General features: G+C 63.3%; 20 protein-coding genes. 12 read left to right on the top strand and 8 right to left on the bottom strand.

Annotated elements, in window-relative coordinates; genetic code table 11:
• Positions 1-6 precede the first annotated feature (6 nt).
• From cydB to cydC, 3 genes are read left to right on the top strand one after another with little or no spacing between them, the layout of a single operon-like run.
• Positions 7-1,050, top strand: a complete 1,044-nt coding sequence (cydB, locus tag QM596_RS05630) for a cytochrome d ubiquinol oxidase subunit II (RefSeq protein ID WP_003939727.1) — start codon at positions 7-9, stop codon at positions 1,048-1,050.
• Positions 1,051-1,108: 58 nt separating this feature from the next.
• Positions 1,109-2,797 (top strand): thiol reductant ABC exporter subunit CydD, encoded by a 1,689-nt coding sequence (cydD, locus tag QM596_RS05635; RefSeq protein WP_283308346.1) that lies wholly within the window; start codon positions 1,109-1,111, stop codon positions 2,795-2,797.
• Positions 2,787-4,475 (top strand): thiol reductant ABC exporter subunit CydC, encoded by a 1,689-nt coding sequence (gene cydC, locus QM596_RS05640; RefSeq protein WP_283308347.1) that lies wholly within the window; start codon positions 2,787-2,789, stop codon positions 4,473-4,475. The genes cydD and cydC overlap by 11 nt, the downstream gene beginning before the upstream one ends.
• Before the next feature lie 233 nt (positions 4,476-4,708).
• On the opposite strand, the gene QM596_RS05645 is transcribed toward cydC, so the two are convergent.
• The 8 genes from QM596_RS05645 to QM596_RS05675 form a co-directional block, all read right to left on the bottom strand.
• Positions 4,709-5,749 (bottom strand): type IV toxin-antitoxin system AbiEi family antitoxin domain-containing protein, encoded by a 1,041-nt coding sequence (locus QM596_RS05645; RefSeq protein ID WP_283308348.1) that lies wholly within the window; start codon positions 5,747-5,749, stop codon positions 4,709-4,711.
• Between the two features lie 144 nt (positions 5,750-5,893).
• Positions 5,894-6,532, bottom strand: a complete 639-nt coding sequence (locus QM596_RS05650) for a heme-binding beta-barrel domain-containing protein (protein ID WP_172932741.1) — start codon at positions 6,530-6,532, stop codon at positions 5,894-5,896.
• Between the two features lie 258 nt (positions 6,533-6,790).
• Positions 6,791-7,096: a DUF1416 domain-containing protein gene (locus QM596_RS05655; protein ID WP_003939797.1), complete on the bottom strand. Its 306-nt coding sequence runs from the start codon at positions 7,094-7,096 to the stop codon at positions 6,791-6,793.
• Positions 7,097-7,098: 2 nt separating this feature from the next.
• Positions 7,099-7,932 (bottom strand): sulfurtransferase, encoded by an 834-nt coding sequence (locus tag QM596_RS05660; protein WP_020908929.1) that lies wholly within the window; start codon positions 7,930-7,932, stop codon positions 7,099-7,101.
• Between the two features lie 74 nt (positions 7,933-8,006).
• Entirely contained in the window at positions 8,007-8,477 is a 471-nt protein-coding gene (locus QM596_RS05665) for a DUF4395 domain-containing protein (RefSeq protein ID WP_134999855.1), read from the bottom strand.
• A 130-nt stretch (positions 8,478-8,607) separates the two neighbouring features.
• Complete coding sequence (locus QM596_RS29770; RefSeq protein WP_350318872.1) at positions 8,608-8,694, bottom strand: putative leader peptide; 87 nt, start codon at positions 8,692-8,694, stop codon at positions 8,608-8,610.
• Positions 8,695-8,704: 10 nt separating this feature from the next.
• Positions 8,705-9,178, bottom strand: a complete 474-nt coding sequence (locus QM596_RS05670) for a thioredoxin family protein (RefSeq protein ID WP_283308350.1) — start codon at positions 9,176-9,178, stop codon at positions 8,705-8,707.
• Positions 9,175-9,954, bottom strand: coding sequence for an LmeA family phospholipid-binding protein (locus tag QM596_RS05675; protein ID WP_003939847.1), 780 nt, complete (start codon positions 9,952-9,954; stop codon positions 9,175-9,177). The genes QM596_RS05670 and QM596_RS05675 overlap by 4 nt, the downstream gene beginning before the upstream one ends.
• Before the next feature lie 141 nt (positions 9,955-10,095).
• Between QM596_RS05675 and QM596_RS05680 the strand changes: the two genes are divergently transcribed.
• The 9 genes from QM596_RS05680 to QM596_RS05720 all read left to right on the top strand — a co-directional run bounded on the left by QM596_RS05680 (position 10,096) and on the right by QM596_RS05720 (position 18,719).
• A complete protein-coding gene (locus QM596_RS05680; protein ID WP_003939728.1) occupies positions 10,096-10,848 on the top strand; it encodes a winged helix-turn-helix transcriptional regulator in 753 nt (250 codons plus the stop codon).
• Position 10,849: 1 nt separating this feature from the next.
• Positions 10,850-11,749, top strand: coding sequence for a mycothiol synthase (gene mshD, locus QM596_RS05685; RefSeq protein ID WP_256063126.1), 900 nt, complete (start codon positions 10,850-10,852; stop codon positions 11,747-11,749).
• 193 nt (positions 11,750-11,942) lie between these two features.
• Entirely contained in the window at positions 11,943-13,061 is a 1,119-nt protein-coding gene (pstS, locus tag QM596_RS05690) for a phosphate ABC transporter substrate-binding protein PstS (RefSeq protein WP_019745088.1), read from the top strand.
• 62 nt (positions 13,062-13,123) lie between these two features.
• A complete protein-coding gene (gene pstC, locus QM596_RS05695; protein ID WP_007733846.1) occupies positions 13,124-14,215 on the top strand; it encodes a phosphate ABC transporter permease subunit PstC in 1,092 nt (363 codons plus the stop codon).
• A gap of 3 nt (positions 14,216-14,218) precedes the next feature.
• Entirely contained in the window at positions 14,219-15,127 is a 909-nt protein-coding gene (gene pstA / locus QM596_RS05700; protein ID WP_003940100.1) for a phosphate ABC transporter permease PstA, read from the top strand.
• Between the two features lie 58 nt (positions 15,128-15,185).
• Positions 15,186-15,962 carry a phosphate ABC transporter ATP-binding protein PstB gene (gene pstB, locus QM596_RS05705; protein ID WP_019745087.1) on the top strand — a complete coding sequence of 259 codons (777 nt, stop codon included), beginning with the start codon at positions 15,186-15,188 and terminating at the stop codon, positions 15,960-15,962.
• Between the two features lie 281 nt (positions 15,963-16,243).
• The gene (gene ureA, locus QM596_RS05710; protein WP_003939800.1) at positions 16,244-16,546 is read left to right on the top strand and encodes an urease subunit gamma; all 303 of its coding nucleotides are present in this window, start codon (positions 16,244-16,246) and stop codon (positions 16,544-16,546) included.
• Positions 16,543-17,013, top strand: coding sequence for an urease subunit beta (gene ureB, locus QM596_RS29695; protein WP_020908924.1), 471 nt, complete (start codon positions 16,543-16,545; stop codon positions 17,011-17,013). Before ureA ends, ureB begins: the two co-directional genes overlap by 4 nt.
• A complete protein-coding gene (locus QM596_RS05720; protein ID WP_019745084.1) occupies positions 17,010-18,719 on the top strand; it encodes an urease subunit alpha in 1,710 nt (569 codons plus the stop codon). The genes ureB and QM596_RS05720 overlap by 4 nt, the downstream gene beginning before the upstream one ends.
• Positions 18,720-18,723: the final 4 nt, after the last annotated feature.

Here is an 18,723-nt window from a genome sequence, read left to right on the forward strand (position 1 = left end):
GCGATCATGGGACTTCAAGAAGTATGGTTCGTGCTCGTCGCAGTGCTCTTCATCGGTTACTTCGTCCTCGAAGGGTTCGACTTCGGTGTCGGAATGCTCATGCCGATCGTCGGCAGAGGCAGTGACCTCCCGGCAGATACGCGTCGACGGGTGGCGCTCAACACGATCGGCCCGGTGTGGGACGGCAACGAGGTGTGGCTGATCACCGCCGGTGGCGCGATGTTCGCGGCATTCCCGGAGTGGTACGCGACATTGTTCTCCGGGTTCTATCTGCCGCTGCTGATCATCCTGGTGGCCTTGATCGTTCGAATCTGTGCCATCGAATGGCGAAGCAAGATCGACGACGACAAATGGCGTCAGCGCTGCGACTGGGGCATCATCTTCGGCTCCTGGGTCCCGGCAGTTCTCTGGGGCGTGGCTTTCGCGAACATCGTTCGGGGCGTGGCGATCAACGCCGACAAGCAGGTCGAGTCGGGATTTTTCGATCTGCTCAACCCGTACGCACTGCTCGGCGGTCTGACCACCGCGCTGGTGTTCGCTCTCCACGGCGCTGTGTTCCTGGCACTCAAGAGTGCCGACGAGGTTCGTGAAGACGCAGTGAAAATTGCTGCACGACTCGCAATTCCGGCTATTCCAGTCGCCGGCGGATTCGTCCTGTGGACGCAGCTCGCCTACGGCAAGGGATGGACGTGGATTCTGGTAGCCGCCGCTGCTGCTGCACTGATCGGCGTCGTCTTCCTGACGCGGGCCGAGCGAGAAGGCTGGGCTTTCGTTCTCACCTGTGTGGCCGTCATCGCCACCGTCGTGCTGCTGTTCGCCTCGCTGTTCCCGAACGTCATGCCGTCGACGCTCGATCCGGCGTACAGCCTGACCATCGAGAACGCGTCGTCGAGTCCGTACACGCTCAAGGTGATGACGTGGGCCGCGGCATTCATGACGCCGGTGGTGATCATCTACCAGGGTTGGACGTACTGGGTGTTCCGACAGCGCATCTCCTCCAAGCAGATTCCGGCGTCGATCGGTCTGCGATTCAAGGAGAAGACGTGGTAGTGGCAAACCCGCAATCACAAAAGATTCGAAACACGAAAGAACTGACGGTCGAATTCACGTGACTATCGAAGTAGGCGACGCTCCCACCACTCGGGAGCGTCGCCGGGGGCCGATCGACCCGCGGCTGTGGCGACATTCCGCTTCTGCGCGCGGCTATCTGATCCTGACGGTCGCTCTGTCGATGGTGAACGTCGTGATGGTCATCGTCGCGGCGCTCATGATCGGCCGAGTGCTGGCCGGAGTGATCACCACTCGAACTGTGGATGTTTCTTCGTGGACAACCGAATTGGTTGTTCTGGCCGCAGCTGTGGCGGTCAGGGTTCTGGGGACCTGGCTGCAGACCAGGTATGCGCACCGGGCGTCGACTCGCGTCGTTGCCGAGATCAAGAACGGCGTGCTGACGTCGGCGACGGCGATGAGTCCGCGCGATCTGGATCCTCGGCGTGACGAGATCGCGACCGTGGTCACCCGCGGTGTCGACGGCCTCGGCCCGTACCTGACGGGATACCTTCCGGCTCTGGTCCTGTCGGTGACACTGACGCCCATCACCCTGATAGTCATTGCGGTGCAGGACATGACGTCCGCGGTCATCATTTTCGTGACGCTGCCGCTGATCCCGATCTTCATGATTCTCATCGGCTTGCTGACGAAGGGTAAGTCGGAGAAGACACTGGCCGCGATGACCACGCTGTCTTCGCAACTGCTCGATCTACTTGCCGGACTGCCGACGCTGCGAGCGCTCGGTCGTCAGCAAGGCCCTGCCGAGCGAGTCCGTGAACTTGGTGACGCCCATCGGCGAACGACCATGTCTGCCCTCCGCGTCGCATTCCTGTCCTCGATGGTGCTTGAACTGCTCGCAACACTCTGCGTCGCATTGGTGGCCGTGAGCATCGGCTTGCGACTCGTGTACGGGGACATGTCACTCGAGCCGGGGATAGTCGCGTTGATCCTCGCACCCGAGGTGTATCTGCCGCTTCGGATGGTGGGAACCCAGTTCCACGCCGCCGAGGACGGAATGGCAGCAGCCGACAAGGCATTCGAGGTGATCGAGGCGGATTCTGCGGCACCGGAGGGTGGTAGCACGACGGTGGTCGCTCGCGGTGCCGACATCGTCTTCGACGGACTCGGCGTGACCTCTCGTGGGGGAGTCGCACCGTCTCAACTTTCCGCCGTGGCGTTGCCAGGGGCGATCACCGTGCTCACCGGTCCCAACGGCTGCGGCAAGTCGACGGCAGTGCACGCGCTGCTCGGACTGATCGAACCGAGCAGTGGCCGCGTGACGGTCGCCGGCGTCGATGTCCGAGACCTGGACGAGCACGCGTGGTGGAGTCAGTTGGCATGGCTTCCCCAGCATCCGGTCCTCCTACCCGGCACCGTTCGTGAAAATCTCGATCTCACCGGGGTCGTCGATGCGCAAGCATTGGCTCGCGCCGCTGCTGCGACGGGATTCGACGCGGTATTGGCCGAGCTGCCTGCGGGTGTCGAGACCGTTATCGGCGTCGGCGGCACAGGTTTGTCGCTGGGGCAGCGACAACGACTGTCGCTGACACGCGTGCTCGCCTCCGACCGCGCAGTTCTTGTCCTGGACGAACCCACCGCTCACCTCGATTCCGATTCTGAAGGGACAGTGTTGGCTTCTCTGAGAGCACGGGCGGAGCGCGGCGACACAGTCGTCGTGATCGGCCACCGTCCGAGTGTGCTCGCCGCAGCTGACCGGATCGTCGAGGTGCGCGCTCATGAGAAGTGACGCTCACGATCCGCTTCTGCGTGCTCTTCGGCTACTGGAACTTCGACCACGACGCGTACTGACTGCGGTGGCCGCCGGTGTGGCAACACTCGGTAGCGCACTCGCCTTGGCCGCGCTGTCCGCATGGTTGATCACGCGCGCATGGGAGATGCCTCCCGTTCTCGATCTCAGCGTCGCTGTGGTTGCCGTACGCGCGTTGGGAATCTCACGTGGTGTCTTCCGCTATCTCGAACGATTGACGACGCACGACGTCGCATTGCGCGGCACCACCGCAGCGCGGTCGAGGATCTACCAGCAGTTGGCAGCGGGAGATCCCGCGGCCGCCGCCGGACTACGACGCGGTGACCTGCTCTCCCGTACGGGCGCCGACGTGGACGCGCTGGGCGACGTCGTCGTCAAAGCGCTGATCCCGATTGCTGTTTCGGTTGTCCTCGCGTTCGCCGCGGTGGGAATCCTGTTGTTCATCTCGGTTCCGGCCGCACTCATTCTGGCTGTTGCGCTGGCCGTGTCCGGGATTGCGGCGCCCTGGCTGTCGGCGCGAGCTGCTCGACTTGCGGAGGCCGACAGTTCAGCTGCCGCAGCGCGATTCAGTGCGTCGGCGGTTACCGCGCTCGACCATTCCGCTGAGCTTCGAGTATCAGGTCGCTTGGATCAGGCGGTGAGCGAGGCTGTGTCCGCCGAGAACGAGGTGGTCGATGCAACCGATCGCGCGGCGGTACCGAGTGCCTTTGCCGCCGCTGCGACGCCCCTGGCAATCGGCGTGAGCGTCCTCGGTGCCCTGCTGATCGGAATTGCGCTGTACGGAACCACCGACATGTCACCGATGTCCATGGGAATCCTTGTACTGCTTCCGCTGTCGGCTTTCGAGGGAACCGCGATACTGCCCAGCGCGGCAGTTGCATTGACCAAGGCGCGGCTGGCGTCGGCTCGCATCATGGCGGTACTCGATCGAGCCGACGCGGAACACGTCGAAGGAAATCGTGCGTGGCCGGAGAACGGGATTCTCAGCGTGCATGCATTGCAGGCGGGTTGGCCCGGGGGAAAAGTGACCGAACCGCTCTCCGTGGATCTTCCTCGCGGTGCCCGCGTTGCCGTCGTCGGGGAGAGTGGATCCGGAAAGACCACCGCGCTGATGACGACGGCGGGGTTGCTGCCGCCCGTCGCGGGAACAGTTCGCGTTGGCGCAGTGGATATTTCGGATATCGATCCGGCCGAACTGCGCAGGCACGTCGGGTACTTCGCCGAAGACGCACACCTCTTCGAGACGTCGGTACTCGAGAACCTGCGCGTTGCGCGGGGTGACCTCACCGCCGAGGACGCGGAGAAGGCACTTGCCGCAGTTGGTCTCGGCGACTGGTTGTCGGAACTGCCGGAAGGGCTCGATACCTACCTGGTCGGCGGTATGCGAGCGGTTTCGGGCGGTGAGCGTCGTCGGTTGCTGTTGGCACGCGCGATCGTCTCGCCTGCGGAGGTGCTGCTGCTCGACGAGCCGACCGAGCACATGGACGCGGAGGCAGGCGCTCAGTTGCTCCGCGAGTTGCTCAGTCGCGACGCAACGCTGGTCGATTCTTCGCGAACCGTTGTTGTCGTCACCCACCAACTTCCGGACGGCGCAGCAGCTGACCAGGTGATATGCGTCGGAAAAGTTTCTGTGGAAAATACGTTGCCGTCGTCGTGAAGTGGGCGTACTTTCTCCTTTACACAAGGAAGGAGGTGGTCTGAAATTGAAGTACAGACGGACGCGTGAGGTGGCTGCCAGCTAGCCGCAATCGCTGATGGAATTCACTTACCGCGTGAGCGGCCGGCGAATCCCAGGCAGCCACCCGACCCCCGAGCCCCCGATCAGTCCGACCGGGATCCGCGCGAAAGCGTGGGTGTGGCTCGGGGGTCGCTTCGTGCCGTGCGCCTTTATTAACCCCCGGCGGTTAATAAAGGCGCACAGCGTGGACAAGGATTAGGCCCCCACCAACCACCGCGCTCGAGGATCGCTCTGACCTCGGCTGCAGTTCGGCACGAGGCCCCCTCCACCTCCTCCCAACCGAAGACCAGTGTGGCGTTGCCTGACAGTTCGGATGCGTTACCTCGCCGCCGATCCCGCAGTGCAGTCGCCCGAGAAGAGTGGAAGGCAAAACCGTCGAGTCGAACGATCAGTGCGACACCGCAATTGCGGTAGTCGACGTCCTCGTAGAGAGTTCTCCCATCGACGAGGACCGGCGATTGCCGTCGCGCTTCCGGTAAACCGTGTGCGCGCTCGACTTCGATTGCGTAGCGATGTTCGAGTACCGACTGGACGCCGCGATCCAAGAGGTCCAACGTCGAGGACAGCGCTTTGACATATCGCCTCGGCCGGCGGCATTCCATTCGGGTGCGTAGTTCCATCCGGGACACCTTGCACGCCGTGGCCAATCGGACCAGAGAACGAGCGGCGTCGCGAGCCGACGGCTCTGCAACCGCCAGGTCAATTGCGGTGTCGGCCAGCGAAGTACGAGCAGGCTGAGTGGCAACGCCGATGTGGGCCTGAGCGCGTGAACGATGAACGATCACTCCGGGATGGGCAGTGGACCACCCCAACGGAACGGGGCGCGCCGGGGAGCGTTCGGGTCTGACCGTCGGCCTCTGACAGCGTGAGGATCTGCCGTATCGGACCGTGATGTGGACCGGCAGTTCGGACTCGATGTGCGTGAGCCCCCACTCTTCAGCAGCAGTCCGGTGACTCAGGTAGGTCTCTCCGCCGCCGAACAGAAGGGCGGCCTCGAGAATCATTGCTCGGTTGAGTGGGCCGTTGGTGCTGGATTGAACGCCGTGGAGGACGGAAGTCCATTGACCCGATTCGACCAGATGTTGGATGCGCCGCGGTGAATAGCCGAAAGGGCGTAGTTGTTTATTGGTCGCGAGTCCGTGTTGGAAGTCGAAGAGTCTTCGGAGATCAGGATCGATGTAGTCGCAGTTCATGCGAATACCGTGAGATCGCGGTCCGACAGGAATCGGTCGAAGATGCCGCTCCGAAGCCTGCCTGTGGAATTTGTCGGTGCCTGTGGATGGATCTGCTGTGCGCCTTTATTAACCGCCGGGGGTTAATAAAGGCGCACAGCAGAACTAGCCGATGTAGCGGGTCAGCCGCGCCGAGAGGCGCGGTTCCAGGCCACCGTCAGACATGATCCGCTCTTCGACGTACGCGAGGTCGCCGCCTTCGACGATGCCGTAGAGGCGCTTCGCGCCGCCGTACAGTGCACCGGACTGGCTGCGGATCACCACGTCGGTGGCAAGTTCCCACGACGCCTGGGTAAGCGCACGGCCGTAGTACATTTCGACGACGCCGGAGCTGTGGCTGAGCAGGAGCTCGACGACTTCCTGGTTGACGCTGCCCGGGATGCCGTCGCCGCCCATGCGCCAGTACCCGCTCTCGCGCAGATCAGGGCTCACGTACTTGCCGTCGGCGTCAAGACGCCAAGATCTGGACTCCCAATTGAGGTAGGGGCCGCCGTCGTGAGAGATGACGATCTGCTGACCGAAGGCGTAGTCGCCGGTCTCGTCGTGCCCTTCGCCTTCGCCGCGCCAGACGCCGACGAGGGGGAGCAGTGCGAGGAGTTCGGGATTGATGTCCGGGCCGAGGCGCAGGTTTGCGGTGTCCTCTGGCAACGGAAGGTCCGGCAGGGTCGGAATGTTGAGCGACGCCGTCGACTTGGAGCGCTCGACGGCGATGGCGACAGCTTCGTCCCCGCTGCCGCGCCTCACGGCACCTGCAGCGGCGGAATCGTCAGCGGTCGCGTCGGACCCTGAATCCGGAGCCTGACTCACGACTCGTCGGTGACCAAGCGGTACACGACGTACACGGAGAACCAAGCGATCATGACGGATGCGAGTGCGAGGAGTACCTCGAAGAAAATGACCACGGGTACATCTTAGACCGCGGCGACCGACCGGAAAAATCGGGAGCCGGAATGCAGAAGGCCCCGCACCGAAGGGGTGCGGGGCCGCCTGGAAAAGCAGGAATTACTTGCTGACGGTCACGTCCACGTTGTGCACGCCCGAGCCCTCGGGAGCGACGGTGGATGTGCCGTTGCCCGAGCTGGACAGTGCACGCACGGTCCACTCACCCGGAGCGGCGAAGAAGCGGAAATCGCCGGTTCCCGATGCCACGACCTCGGCCGTGAACTCTCCGGAGCCGTCGAGCAGACGCACGAATGCGCCGCCGATGGGCTGGCCGTCAGCGGCGAGAACGCGGCCGGTGATGACCGTTTCCTTCTCGACGTCGACGCCGGCAGGCAGGGTCTGCCCCTGGGTAGGTGCTCCACACATGATCAGGCTCCCAATTCGATCGGTGCGCCGACGAGTGAGCCGTATTCGACCCAGCTGCCGTCGTAGTTCTTGACGTTGTTCTTGCCGAGGATCTCCTGCAGTACGAACCAGGTGTGGCTCGAGCGCTCGCCGATGCGGCAGTAGGCGATCGTTTCCTTGGTGTCGTCGAAGCCCTTCTCCGCGTACAGCTTGGTGAGGTCGTCGTCCGACTTGAAGGTGCCGTCCTCGTTGGCGGTGGTGCTCCACGGGATGTTGATGGCTCCGGGGACGTGGCCACGCTGCTGCGCCTGCTCCTGCGGAAGGTGGGCGGGAGCGAGGATCTTGCCGGAGAACTCGTCAGGGCTACGAACGTCGACGAGGTTCTTGCTGCCGATGGCGTCGATGACCTCGTCGCGGAATGCGCGGATCGAGAAGTCGGGGGTCTCGGCCTTGTACTGCGTGGCTTCGCGGTTGACTGCGTCCTTGGAGAGCGGGCGTCCGTCGAGTTCCCACTTCTTGCGGCCGCCGTCGATCAGCTTGATGTCCTGGTGGCCGTACAGCTTGAAGTACCAGTACGCGTAAGCGGCGAACCAGTTGTTGTTGCCACCGTAGAGAACGACGGTGTCGTCGTTCGCAATACCCTTGGCGGAGAGCAGGTCCGAGAACTGCTCCTGGTTCAGGAAGTCGCGTCGGACGCCGTCCTGGAGGTCCTTGCGCCAGTCGAGCTTGACTGCACCCTCGATGTGGCCGCCGTCGTATGCGCTGGTGTCCTCGTCCACCTCGACAAAAACGGTCTTGGGGGTGTTGAGGTTCTGCTCAGCCCAGTCAGCGGAGACTAGGACGTCGGAGCGAGCCATGGTGTTCCTTTCGATGTGGTCTTGCATCGGTCGATATCTAGCAGGGGTTCAGCGGGGTTGTGTGGCAAGCGTTTTCACGCGGTGGTCGCGCGGCCGGTATTTCGCAGCCTGGCGACGAGTGGGTAGATCTGGCAGCCGAGGCAGATGCCGAACGCGGCGTTGAGCAGGGCCGCGAACAGGGCGAAGCCGGTGGCAACGGTGCCGACGATCGTCGACCCGGCCAGGAAACCGACCGTGCCTGCCAACGCGAAGACGAAGCCGACGAACTGAGCGAAGCGCAACGGCGCCACGGGTTCGCGTTCGCTGACCGGCGAGAGTCGCGGGGTGACGAGCTTGCCGAAGATCTGGCCGTACGGGCTGCGCTTGGGGCCGAGTACCGCTCCGACTGCGAAGACGATCGCCTGCAATGCGAGAACGACGGTGGCGGCGGGCAGAGAGAAGGTCGAGAGGATGAGCGTGAGAACGAGAACGCCGGTGGTGACCCACGCGGCGAACCGAGGTCCGCGGACGTCGACTTGCTCGAGCTGGGCTGTGGTTGTGGACATCGGGAGTGCTCCTGCGCTGGATTGCATGGTGCTTGCCTGGACCGAGAAAAGGGGACGCAAAAGTCCCACTCGGTGGATTGATCACGTGAGCGAAAGCTCGAAGGTCAGAGAGATCTGACGGATGTGGTGATCAGCAACAGGTACAGCAACAGCCCCCGAGGCGGCACAGGTCTACTGCGCGGCGTCGGGTGAGCATCAGCTCGTGGCGGGTTTGCACGTCGGCGAGTTTACCCCGAATTCTCGGATTTTGGCTCGTGGGGTCCGGATAGTGGTACGAGCGCCGCTTTCAGATCGGTTGCGGACGGAACTCCGGACACTCGGAACTGTTCCTCCAGGCCACCGTCGAGGATGAACGTGGTGGGCAGCGACAGGACGCTCATTTCGCGTGCCAGAGCCGGTTCCTTGTCGATGTCGAGCTCGATCTCCACCGGCGGACGCGGGGCGTCGGCCATCGACACCACAACCTGGCCGACGACGCGGCGTACTGCCGCACACGGTCCGCACCAGTCGGCGGAGAAATGCAGTACGACGGGCCCACCGTTCGGCGAAGAGACTCCGGCAGAACTCAGGAGTTCGAGGCGGCTGTTGGTGGTGCCGGATGCCGCGGTGGTGGCTCGGACTGCTCCGTTGCGCGACTTGAGAAAGAGCCCGACCGCGACGACGGCGACAAGCGCGACCAGCAGAATTGTGATCCCGGTCATCGGTTCTGCAGCTCTGCGAGATCGATCGTCGTGTTTTCGGCGCTGCCTTCGATCACGATTCTTCCGCCTTCCGCGTAGACCAGGCTCGGCTGAATTCCGTAGGGGAGTGCCTGCGGATCGATCGTGTAGCTGAACAATCCGAGGACCACGGGTTCGAGTGCTGCGGGGATCGAGAAATCGGCTTTGCCCTCCGGACCGAAGTACAGGTTGCTTGCGACGATCTTGACCTGCCCACCTTCCAGAACCAGGTTGGCCTGGACGCTCACTGCAGTCTCGACCGGACCGACGGCAACCGTTCCGGTCAGCACGACGGCCCCCGCGGTGCTCGCCCCCGTTCCACCGCTGCCCCCGGTGCCATCCGACTTGTTGGCCGGCGGCGAAGATACCTGCAGGTCAGGGATGTTGAGCAGCTTTCCGAGGTCGGTGGCGTTGATTCCCATCCGGCCGTCGAGTTTGTCGACGGGGAGCTGGGTGACATTGCCGTTCACGATGTCGGAGAAGGGAACGGTGACCCCGCGCAGGTCGGCTTCGACGGTCACTTCGCCGACCACGTCGCTCTGGACGCCGGTAGCTCTGACGTAGACGTCCTTGTATTTCCCGCCGAGTGCTTGGGTGAGGAAGGGGAACCCGTTGAAGGTGACCTCCGGATCCGACTCGAGTGATGCGCCGGTTCGGAGCTCGCGGGAAACCCGGTACTCGGCGTACGCGGCAGCGCCGAAATCGGCCACCAGTCCGAGGCCGAGGAGAAAGACGATGCCGATGATCAGTTTGCGCACCGCACCATTGTGACGGACTCCGGTCGGGGTTCGATGCGACGGCCCCGGTACCAGGCACGCTAATGTAGGGACCGACCAAAAGCGTCGAACTACTCGAGCGTTGCCCTCACGGGTTGCGCGGGCTACTAGATAGGAGGCCGTGTGGAACTGCTCCTCCTCACCTCCGACCCCAACCCGGAAGCTGTACTACCGGCGTTGGCGTTGCTGGCGCACTCGGTTCGGCCTGCCCCCACAGAGGTTTCCTCGCTACTCGAGGCAAGTTCCGCGGACGTGGCATTGGTGGATGCGCGCACTGATCTAGCTGCCGCACGCGGGTTGTGTCGATTGCTCGGAAGCACAGGATCCGCAGTACCTGTGGTCGCCGTCCTCACCGAAGGCGGACTCGTTGCCGTCAACGCCGACTGGGGGTTGGACGACATCCTGCTTCCCGGTACCGGTCCGGCTGAGGTGGACGCTCGATTGCGGTTGTTGGTCGCCCGCAGCGGCGGTGTTGCCAGTCCGGAAGCGTCGGGAAAGATCACGCTGGGCGAACTGGTTATCGACGAGGGGACGTACACGGCACGACTGCGTGGACGGCCCCTTGATTTGACTTACAAGGAATTCGAGCTGCTCAAGTACCTCGCGCAGCATGCCGGTCGGGTATTCACCCGGGCACAGCTGTTGCAGGAAGTGTGGGGCTACGACTTCTTCGGCGGCACCAGGACGGTCGACGTCCACGTGCGTCGTCTGCGGGCGAAACTCGGCACCGAATACGAGTCCTTGATCGGTACAGTCCGAAATGTCGGATACAAGGCAGTGCGTCCGACGAGGGCCAAGGGCGGCGCAGCTGCTCCCGTTCAGTTCGAGGACGACGAAGACGTCGACTACGACGCGGCCGACGGATCGGTGGTCTGACGTGGGTTGGACAGATTCACTGCCGGCCGGATCCGCCGAGCAGGTTTCCGCGCTTCTCGATCGCGCAACCGAGTTCGACGGCAAGGCGCCCGTGTCGGAACAGGGGCGCCATGCCGTTGCCGGGCGCGGCGCAGCACGACACTTTCTCGAACTCGACGGCGATACGGTCGTCGGTTATGCACAGCTGCAAGCCGGTTCGGACGAGCATCCCGACATGGCCGAGTTGGTGGTCGACCCGCAGGCGCGGCGCCGCGGTATCGGAACCAGGCTTGCCGCAGCGGTATTCGACGAAGGTCGGCCGGGCACGCGAGTCTGGGCGCACGGAAACATCGACGCCGCAGTGGAATTCGCCAAGAGCCTCGATCTGGTCAGCGTTCGTGAACTCCTCCAGCTGCGTCGACCGCTCGATGCTCCGCAGCTTCCGGAAATCGTTGTGCCCGAAGGTATAACGATGCGGACGTACCGTGGGCCCGAAGACGATTCCGAGATCCTTCGCGTCAACAATGCGGCCTTCTCCTGGCATCCCGAGCAGGGTGGCTGGACCCAGGCGGAGATCGACGAGAGAACGGCCGAAGGCTGGTTCGACCCGGCCGGTCTGTTCATGGCGTTCGCGGACACCGATCCCGATACTCTTCTCGGCTTTCACTGGACCAAGGTGCACGCACCCGAAGGTGACGATCCGGAGTTGGGGGAGGTGTACGTCGTGGGTATCGATCCCGCGGCGCAGGGACGTGGTCTCGGCCGAGTGCTGACGCTCGCAGGCATGCATTACCTGCGAGATCGCGGCCTCGGAACGGTCCTTCTGTACGTCGAAGGTGACAACACTGCCGCCCTCCACACGTACGAGCGACTCGGCTTCGATCGGTTCCACGTGGACATGGCTTACGCTCGCGCGCTCTGACGTCACAGTCGAACACGCAGAAATGTCCAGTCTGTTCATTCTCTGTTAACCATGTGTGGTCCAACCGGACACCGCGCCCGCCTACTTTTCTCTGTGGGCAGCGCCGTGTTGCCTGATGCAGATTTCAATCATTTTGCATCTCATGTCGCCGCCCGATCGTGGGCGTGGCGGTAGCGATTTCCGGAGGATCTTGGTGAATCTCAAGCGCAGTGGTGCCCTGCTCGGTGTAGTGGCCGTGGGCGCCATGACCTTGGCCGCATGTGGCAGCGACAACAACTCGTCGTCGACGGGTGTGGACGCGTCCGCATCGAACGCAACGTGCGAAGGCAAGAGCAACCTCTCTGCCGCTGGTTCCTCGGCACAGAAGAATGCCATGGACCAGTTCGTCGCCACCTACATCTCCGTGTGCCAGGAAAAGGGCAAGACCGTCAACGTCGCCTACAACCCCAGCGGTTCGGGCGACGGTCGCACGCAGTTCATCGCCGGCCAGATCGACTTCGCCGGCTCCGACTCGGCCATCAAGGACGAGCAGGCCGACAAGGCCAAGGAGCGTTGCGTCGGCGGCGAAGCCTGGAACCTTCCCCTCGTCTTCGGCCCGATCGCGGTTGCATACAACCTCGACGGCGTCGACAAGCTCGTTCTCAACGCAGAGGTTCTCGCGAAGATCTTCAACGGTGGCATCACCAAGTGGAACGATCCGGCAATCGCCGCGCTCAACTCCGGTGCTTCGCTTCCCGACGAGAAGATCACCACCGTGATCCGCTCCGATTCCTCGGGCACCACCGACAACTTCCAGAAGTACCTCGACGCGGCATCGAACGGTGCTTGGACGTCGGGCGCAGGGTCCGACTTCACCGGTGGCGTCGGTGAGGGCGCCAAGGGTTCGGCGGGCGTTGCACAGGCAGTTGCCACGGCACCGGGTTCGATCACCTACGTCGAGAAGTCGTTCGCCGATCAGAACAAGCTCTCGGTTGCAGAAATCAACACCGGCTCCGAGGCAGTCGCACTGACCAACGACTCGGCCGCAAAGTCGATCGCAGGCGCGAAGTTCAAGTCCGACGCAACCGGCGACCTGACGCTCGACCTCGCGTCGATCTTCAAGACCAACGAAGCCGGCGCATACCCGCTGGTTCTCGCCACGTACTCGATCGTCTGCTCCAAGGGCTACGACGCGGACACCACCGCAGCAGTGAAGTCGTTCCTGACGAGCGCGGCCAACGAGGGTCAGGCCAACCTGGCCGAGCAGGGTTACGTCCCGCTGCCGGCCAACGTCCAGGATCGCCTCAACGCGTCCATCACGGCAATCAGCTGACCTAGAGACTCGTGCGGACAAGCTCATGGATCTACATTCAGACGTGAAGGAAGTGAGCGCACATGAGTGACGCGCCCATCACCTCGACATCTCGTTCTCCCGGCCCCGCAACCAGCGGGGCCGGGGTGGGCGGTCCGAACGGCACCACGGAGGACACGATTACTTCCACCAAGGCTCCAGAAACCGAGCATCCTCCGAAGGGTGACGGTCCGGGAAGCGGCAACAGCAAGACGGTGACCCGTCCGGGTGACCGCATCTTCAGCTCGCTCGCTTCCGGTTCGGCAATCTTCATCACGGTTGTCATCGCGGCGATCGGCGCGTTCCTGATCTGGCGTGCTGTTCCTGCTTTGAGCCGGAACCAGGTCAACTTCCTGACCAGCCGTGAATGGGTGACGCAGAACATCAACGCGATGGCGTTCGGTGTCCTCGATCTTTTCCAGGTCACGGTGTTGGTCTCGCTGTTCGCACTGGTGCTCGCGATGCCGATCGCACTGGGCATCGCGATCTTCCTGACTTCGTACTCACCCAAGTGGCTCACGCGGCCACTGTCGTACACGATCGACCTTCTCGCGGCCGTGCCGTCCATCGTCTACGGCCTGTGGGGACTTCTCGTGTTCGCTCCGGCGATCACCCCGGTCGCGGTGTGGCTCAACGACACACTCGGCTGGTTCCCGCTCTTCGCCGACGGCAGCGGATCGATCACCGGCGGCGGCACCATCTTCACCGCAGGCATCGTCCTCGCCGTGATGATCCTTCCGGTCATCACCGCAGTGACCCGCGAGGTGTTCATCCAGACCCCGCGCTCACAGATCGAAGCTGCACTCGCTCTCGGCGCCACGCGCTGGGAAGTTGTGCGCACCACGGTCATCCCGTTCGGTAAGTCCGGCTACATCAGCGGCTCGATGCTCGGTCTCGGACGCGCACTCGGCGAGACGATGGCGCTGTACCTGATCCTGCGCACCACCTCTCAGGCCTTCGGCTGGTCGCTGTTCGACGGCGGCTCGACCATCGCCTCCAAGATCGCCCTCGGCTACGCGGAGTTCAACAACGACATCCAGGCAGGCGCGTACATCGCGGCCGGACTGGTGCTGTTCGTACTGACCTTCGTCGTCAACGCGGCTGCCCGCGCAGTGATCGCCGGAAAGAAGGACTGACCCATGACCTCCACTCTGGACCGGCCGGTCAAGGCCCCCACTTTCCAAGGCGTCGGCGCCCGTCGTCGTGCCAAGGACGTCATCGCGACCATCCTGGTGAGCTTGGCAGTCGTCATCGCGCTCATCCCGTTGGTCTGGGTGCTCTTCACGGTCATCGCCAAGGGCCTGCCCGCTCTGACGTCGCCCACGTGGTTCACCAACTCACTGAGCGGATTGACGGCGTCGGCCGACGGCGGCGGTATCTATCACGCATTGATCGGCACCCTGCTGCAAGGCATCGTGTGTGCGGTCTTCTCCATCCCGCTCGGTATCTTCGTCGCGATCTACCTGGTGGAGTACGCCGACCGGAAGTCGAAGCTGGGCAAGCTCACCACGTTCATGGTCGACATCCTCAGCGGTGTTCCGTCGATCGTGGCCGCGCTGTTCATCTACGCACTGTGGATCGCGACCTTCGGCTTCCCCAAGTCCGCGTTCGCCGTGTCGCTGGCTCTGGTCCTTCTCATGGTCCCGGTCGTCATCCGCTCCACCGAGGAAATGCTGCGCATCGTCCCGATGGATCTGCGCGAGGCGTCGTACGCGCTCGGTGTGCCGAAGTGGAAGACCATCTCGAAAATCGTTCTGCCGACGGCGCTTCCCGGCATCATCACCGGCGTCATGCTGGCTCTGGCCCGCGTGCTCGGTGAGACCGCGCCGCTGCTGATCCTCGTCGGCTACGCGCCGTTCATCAACTTCGACCTGTTCAACGGCGAAATGGGCACTCTGCCTTCCGTCATGGTCGCCGAGATGAACAACCCCACCGACGCCGGCACCAACCGCATCTGGGGCGCAGCACTGACCCTGATCCTGCTGATCGCGATCCTCAACATCGTCGCGAAGCTGATCGGTCACTTCTCACAGGTCAGAAGCAAGTGATGCGGCCTCGGAACATGTTCGTACTCAACAGCGTCAACAACTCAGTAGGGAGCCGGTAATGGCCAAGCGTCTGGATCTCAAGGACGTCAACATCTACTACGGCAAGTTCCACGCCGTCGCCGATGTGGGCCTGTCCGTCCCGCCCCGGAGCGTCACCGCCTTCATCGGCCCGTCCGGTTGCGGCAAGTCCACCGTTCTCCGTTCACTCAACCGCATGCACGAAGTCATTCCCGGTGCGCGCGTCGAGGGTTCGGTCCTGCTCGACGGCGAGGACATCTACGGCTCGAACGTCGATCCTGTCGGCGTCCGCAAGACCATCGGCATGGTGTTCCAGCGACCCAACCCCTTCCCGACCATGTCCATCAAGGACAACGTCGTCGCGGGCTTGAAGTTGCAGGGCGAGCGCAGCAAGAAGAAGCTCGACGAGGTGGCCGAGCGTTCGCTGCGCGGTGCCAACCTGTGGACCGAGGTCAAGGATCGCCTCGACAAGCCCGGTGGCGGCCTCTCAGGCGGTCAGCAGCAGCGTCTGTGCATCGCGCGTGCCATCGCGGTCTCGCCCGACGTTCTGCTCATGGACGAGCCGTGCTCCGCGCTCGACCCGATCTCGACTCTCGCGATCGAGGACCTGATCACCGAGCTGAAGAAGGACTTCACGATCGTCATCGTCACGCACAACATGCAGCAGGCTGCGCGTGTGAGTGACCAGACGGCATTCTTCAACCTCGAGGCAACCGGTAAGCCCGGGCAGCTCGTCGAGATCGACGACACCGAGAAGATCTTCTCGAACCCGACGCAGAAGGCCACCGAGGACTATATCTCCGGCCGCTTCGGATAGCCCCTGGGATTGCACACTGCACGATGATGTTTCACCCCCGTTTCCAACAGGAGACGGGGGTGAAACTTTTTGGTTGTGGTGATAGTTCCCACTCCGGGGCGCAGAGCTGAGCGTCGTTGGGCGCCCGAATAATTCGATGAGCAGCGTAAGTGCGCCGAGTGGGCGCTGAAGTAGCCGCCGATGTGAATCTCGTGGATACTGACGACGCTTCGGGCAATGCTAATCTCGGCCCGACAGCACGCTGTCGATCGATGTCGTTTCACAACCGGAAGGGCTTGTCAGTGCACCTCACCCCTTCAGATACCGAAAAGCTCCTCCTGAGCGTTGCGGGCATGGTCGCCCGCGACCGCCGCGAGCGCGGGGTACTGCTGAACTACCCCGAAGCGATGGCCCTGATCTCGTGTTGGATTCTCGAGCGTGCGCGTGACGGAATGACGGTTGCGGAACTGATGAACGCCGGTCGGCAAGTGCTCACCCGCGACGACGTGATGGAAGGGGTACCCGAGATGATTGCAAATGTCCAGGTGGAGGCCACTTTCCCGGACGGTCGCAAGCTGGTCACCGTGACGGAGCCCATTCGATGATCCCCGGTGAGGTACGTGTGTCCACCGAACCGCTCGAGTTCGGTACTGACGCGGAAAAGATCACGATGGTCGTCGTCAACGACGGCGACCGCCCCATTCAGATCGGTTCACATCTCCACCTTCCAGCGGCCAACCCGGCGCTGACCTTCGATCGCGAAGCGGCAGACGGCTTCCGGCTCGACATCCCCTCGGGAACGTCGGTTCGGTTCGAACCCGGGGTAAGCAGGACGGTGACACTGATCGCGCTCGGCGGACTCAAAAGGGTTCCGGGCCTGCAGATCGTGCCGGACGAAGACCTACCGACGCATGCGCGTGAGCCCAAGACCGTGATGCCGTTCGGCACGCCCGGTGTCGAGGTCGAAGAACCTTTGCGAGCGTCCTCGGTGAACGTTCGTGTGAGTGATGTTCCAGTCGAAGCGGATTCACCGGATGACGCCGCGACGCCAGTTGAGAGGACAGCCGAATGAGCAGGATCGATCGACGCGGTTACGCCTCCTTGTACGGCCCGACCGCTGGCGACCAGATCCGTTTGGCCGACACAGATCTGTGGATCGAGATCGAGCACGACTACACCGCGACCGGCGACGAGATGGTCTTCGGCGGCGGCAAGAGCATCCGCGAGTCGATGGGCCAGGGCCTGACCACTCGCGATCAGGGCGCTCTCGACGTCGTCATCACCAACACGGTGATCCTCGATCACTGGGGAATCGTCCGGGCAGACGTCGGAATTCGCGACGGACGCATCGTTGCGATCGGCAAGTCCGGTAACCCCGACATCATGGATGGCGTGCACCCCAAGTTGCTCATCGGGCCGAGCACCGACGTGATCGCCGGCGAGGGGAAGATCCTCACCGCGGGTGCGATCGACACTCACGTGCACTTCCTCAGTGAAATCGAGATGATGGAAGCGCTCGCGACCGGTACGACGACGGTGGCGGGCGGCGGAACGGGCCCAACCGAGGGAAGCAAGGCAACCACCGTCACGCCCGGCGCCTGGTCGCTGACGATGATGCACCGGGCCCTCGACCACATCCCGCTCAACGTTCTTCTCCTCGGCAAGGGCAGCACCGTCAGCCATGAGGCCATGCGTCAGGAAGCTCTCGCCGGCGCAGGTGGATTCAAGGTCCACGAGGACTGGGGTTCCACTCCGGCCGCAATCGACGCAGCTCTGCGAGCAGCTGACGAGTTCGGGCTCCAGGTGGCGCTGCACGCCGACAGCCTCAACGAAACCGGCTACGTACAGCACACTTTGGACGCGATCGCCGGACGCGGGATCCACGTGTTCCATGCGGAAGGCGCCGGCGGCGGGCACGCTCCGGACATCATCGTGACGGCAGGTGAGCCGAACGTTCTTCCGGCATCGACCAATCCGACGTTGCCGCACACCGTAAACACGGTTGCCGAGCACCTCGACATGCTCATCGTGTGTCATGCGCTCAATCCCCGGGTTCCGGAGGATCTTGCCTTTGCCGAGTCACGGATCCGGCCGACAACTATTGCAGCGGAAGACTTTCTGCACGACATCGGTGCCATCTCCATCACCTCGTCCGACGCCCAGGCGATGGGCCGTATCGGTGAGGTGACCCTGCGGACATGGCAGGTCGCCCACGTCATGAAGGCCCAGTACGGCAAGCTGGGTACCAGCATGCCGGCCGACAACGAGCGTGCGCGCCGTTACGTCGCCAAGTACACGATCTGCCCCGCGGTGGCTCACGGTATCGATCACGAGATCGGATCGGTCGAGGCCGGGAAGATGGCGGACCTGGTGCTGTGGGATCCCGCGTTCTTCGGTGTCCGTCCTTCTGCCGTGATCAAGGGTGGGGCGATAGTTGCTGCGCCGCTGGGTGATCCGAACGCTGCTATCCCGACCCCGCAGCCGGTGTTCGTTCGGCCGGCCATCGCGGCAACTCCGGGATCAGCCCCGCACCTGTCCACGACGTTCGTCTCGCCGATGGCGATCGAGGACGGTCTGGCCGGTCGTCTCGGTCTCACGCGCACCCTTACCGGTGTTCGTCCGACGCGGCACCTCACCAAGGCGGATATGCCGAACAACACGGCACTGCCGTCCATCGACGTCGATCCGGAGACGTTTGCCATCAAGGTCAACGGCGACCTGATCGCGCCCAACCCCGTTGACGTAGTGCCGATGGCTCAGCGCTACATGCTGTTCTGAAACC

The organism is Rhodococcus sp. IEGM 1406, from assembly GCF_030056745.1.
Classification (GTDB): domain Bacteria; phylum Actinomycetota; class Actinomycetes; order Mycobacteriales; family Mycobacteriaceae; genus Rhodococcus_F; species Rhodococcus_F erythropolis.

Coding starts and splice junctions, on each gene's coding strand:
- QM596_RS05660 (WP_020908929.1), bottom strand. CDS start 7,932: ATGGCTCGCTCCGACGTCCTAGTCTCCGCTGACTGGGCTGAGCAGAAC.
- pstC (WP_007733846.1), top strand. CDS start 13,124: ATGAGTGACGCGCCCATCACCTCGACATCTCGTTCTCCCGGCCCCGCA.
- QM596_RS05670 (WP_283308350.1), bottom strand. CDS start 9,178: ATGACCGGGATCACAATTCTGCTGGTCGCGCTTGTCGCCGTCGTCGCG.
- QM596_RS05720 (WP_019745084.1), top strand. CDS start 17,010: ATGAGCAGGATCGATCGACGCGGTTACGCCTCCTTGTACGGCCCGACC.
- cydB (WP_003939727.1), top strand. CDS start 7: ATGGGACTTCAAGAAGTATGGTTCGTGCTCGTCGCAGTGCTCTTCATC.
- cydC (WP_283308347.1), top strand. CDS start 2,787: ATGAGAAGTGACGCTCACGATCCGCTTCTGCGTGCTCTTCGGCTACTG.
- QM596_RS05665 (WP_134999855.1), bottom strand. CDS start 8,477: ATGTCCACAACCACAGCCCAGCTCGAGCAAGTCGACGTCCGCGGACCT.
- QM596_RS05655 (WP_003939797.1), bottom strand. CDS start 7,096: ATGTGTGGAGCACCTACCCAGGGGCAGACCCTGCCTGCCGGCGTCGAC.
- QM596_RS05645 (WP_283308348.1), bottom strand. CDS start 5,749: ATGAACTGCGACTACATCGATCCTGATCTCCGAAGACTCTTCGACTTC.
- ureB (WP_020908924.1), top strand. CDS start 16,543: ATGATCCCCGGTGAGGTACGTGTGTCCACCGAACCGCTCGAGTTCGGT.
- pstA (WP_003940100.1), top strand. CDS start 14,219: ATGACCTCCACTCTGGACCGGCCGGTCAAGGCCCCCACTTTCCAAGGC.
- pstB (WP_019745087.1), top strand. CDS start 15,186: ATGGCCAAGCGTCTGGATCTCAAGGACGTCAACATCTACTACGGCAAG.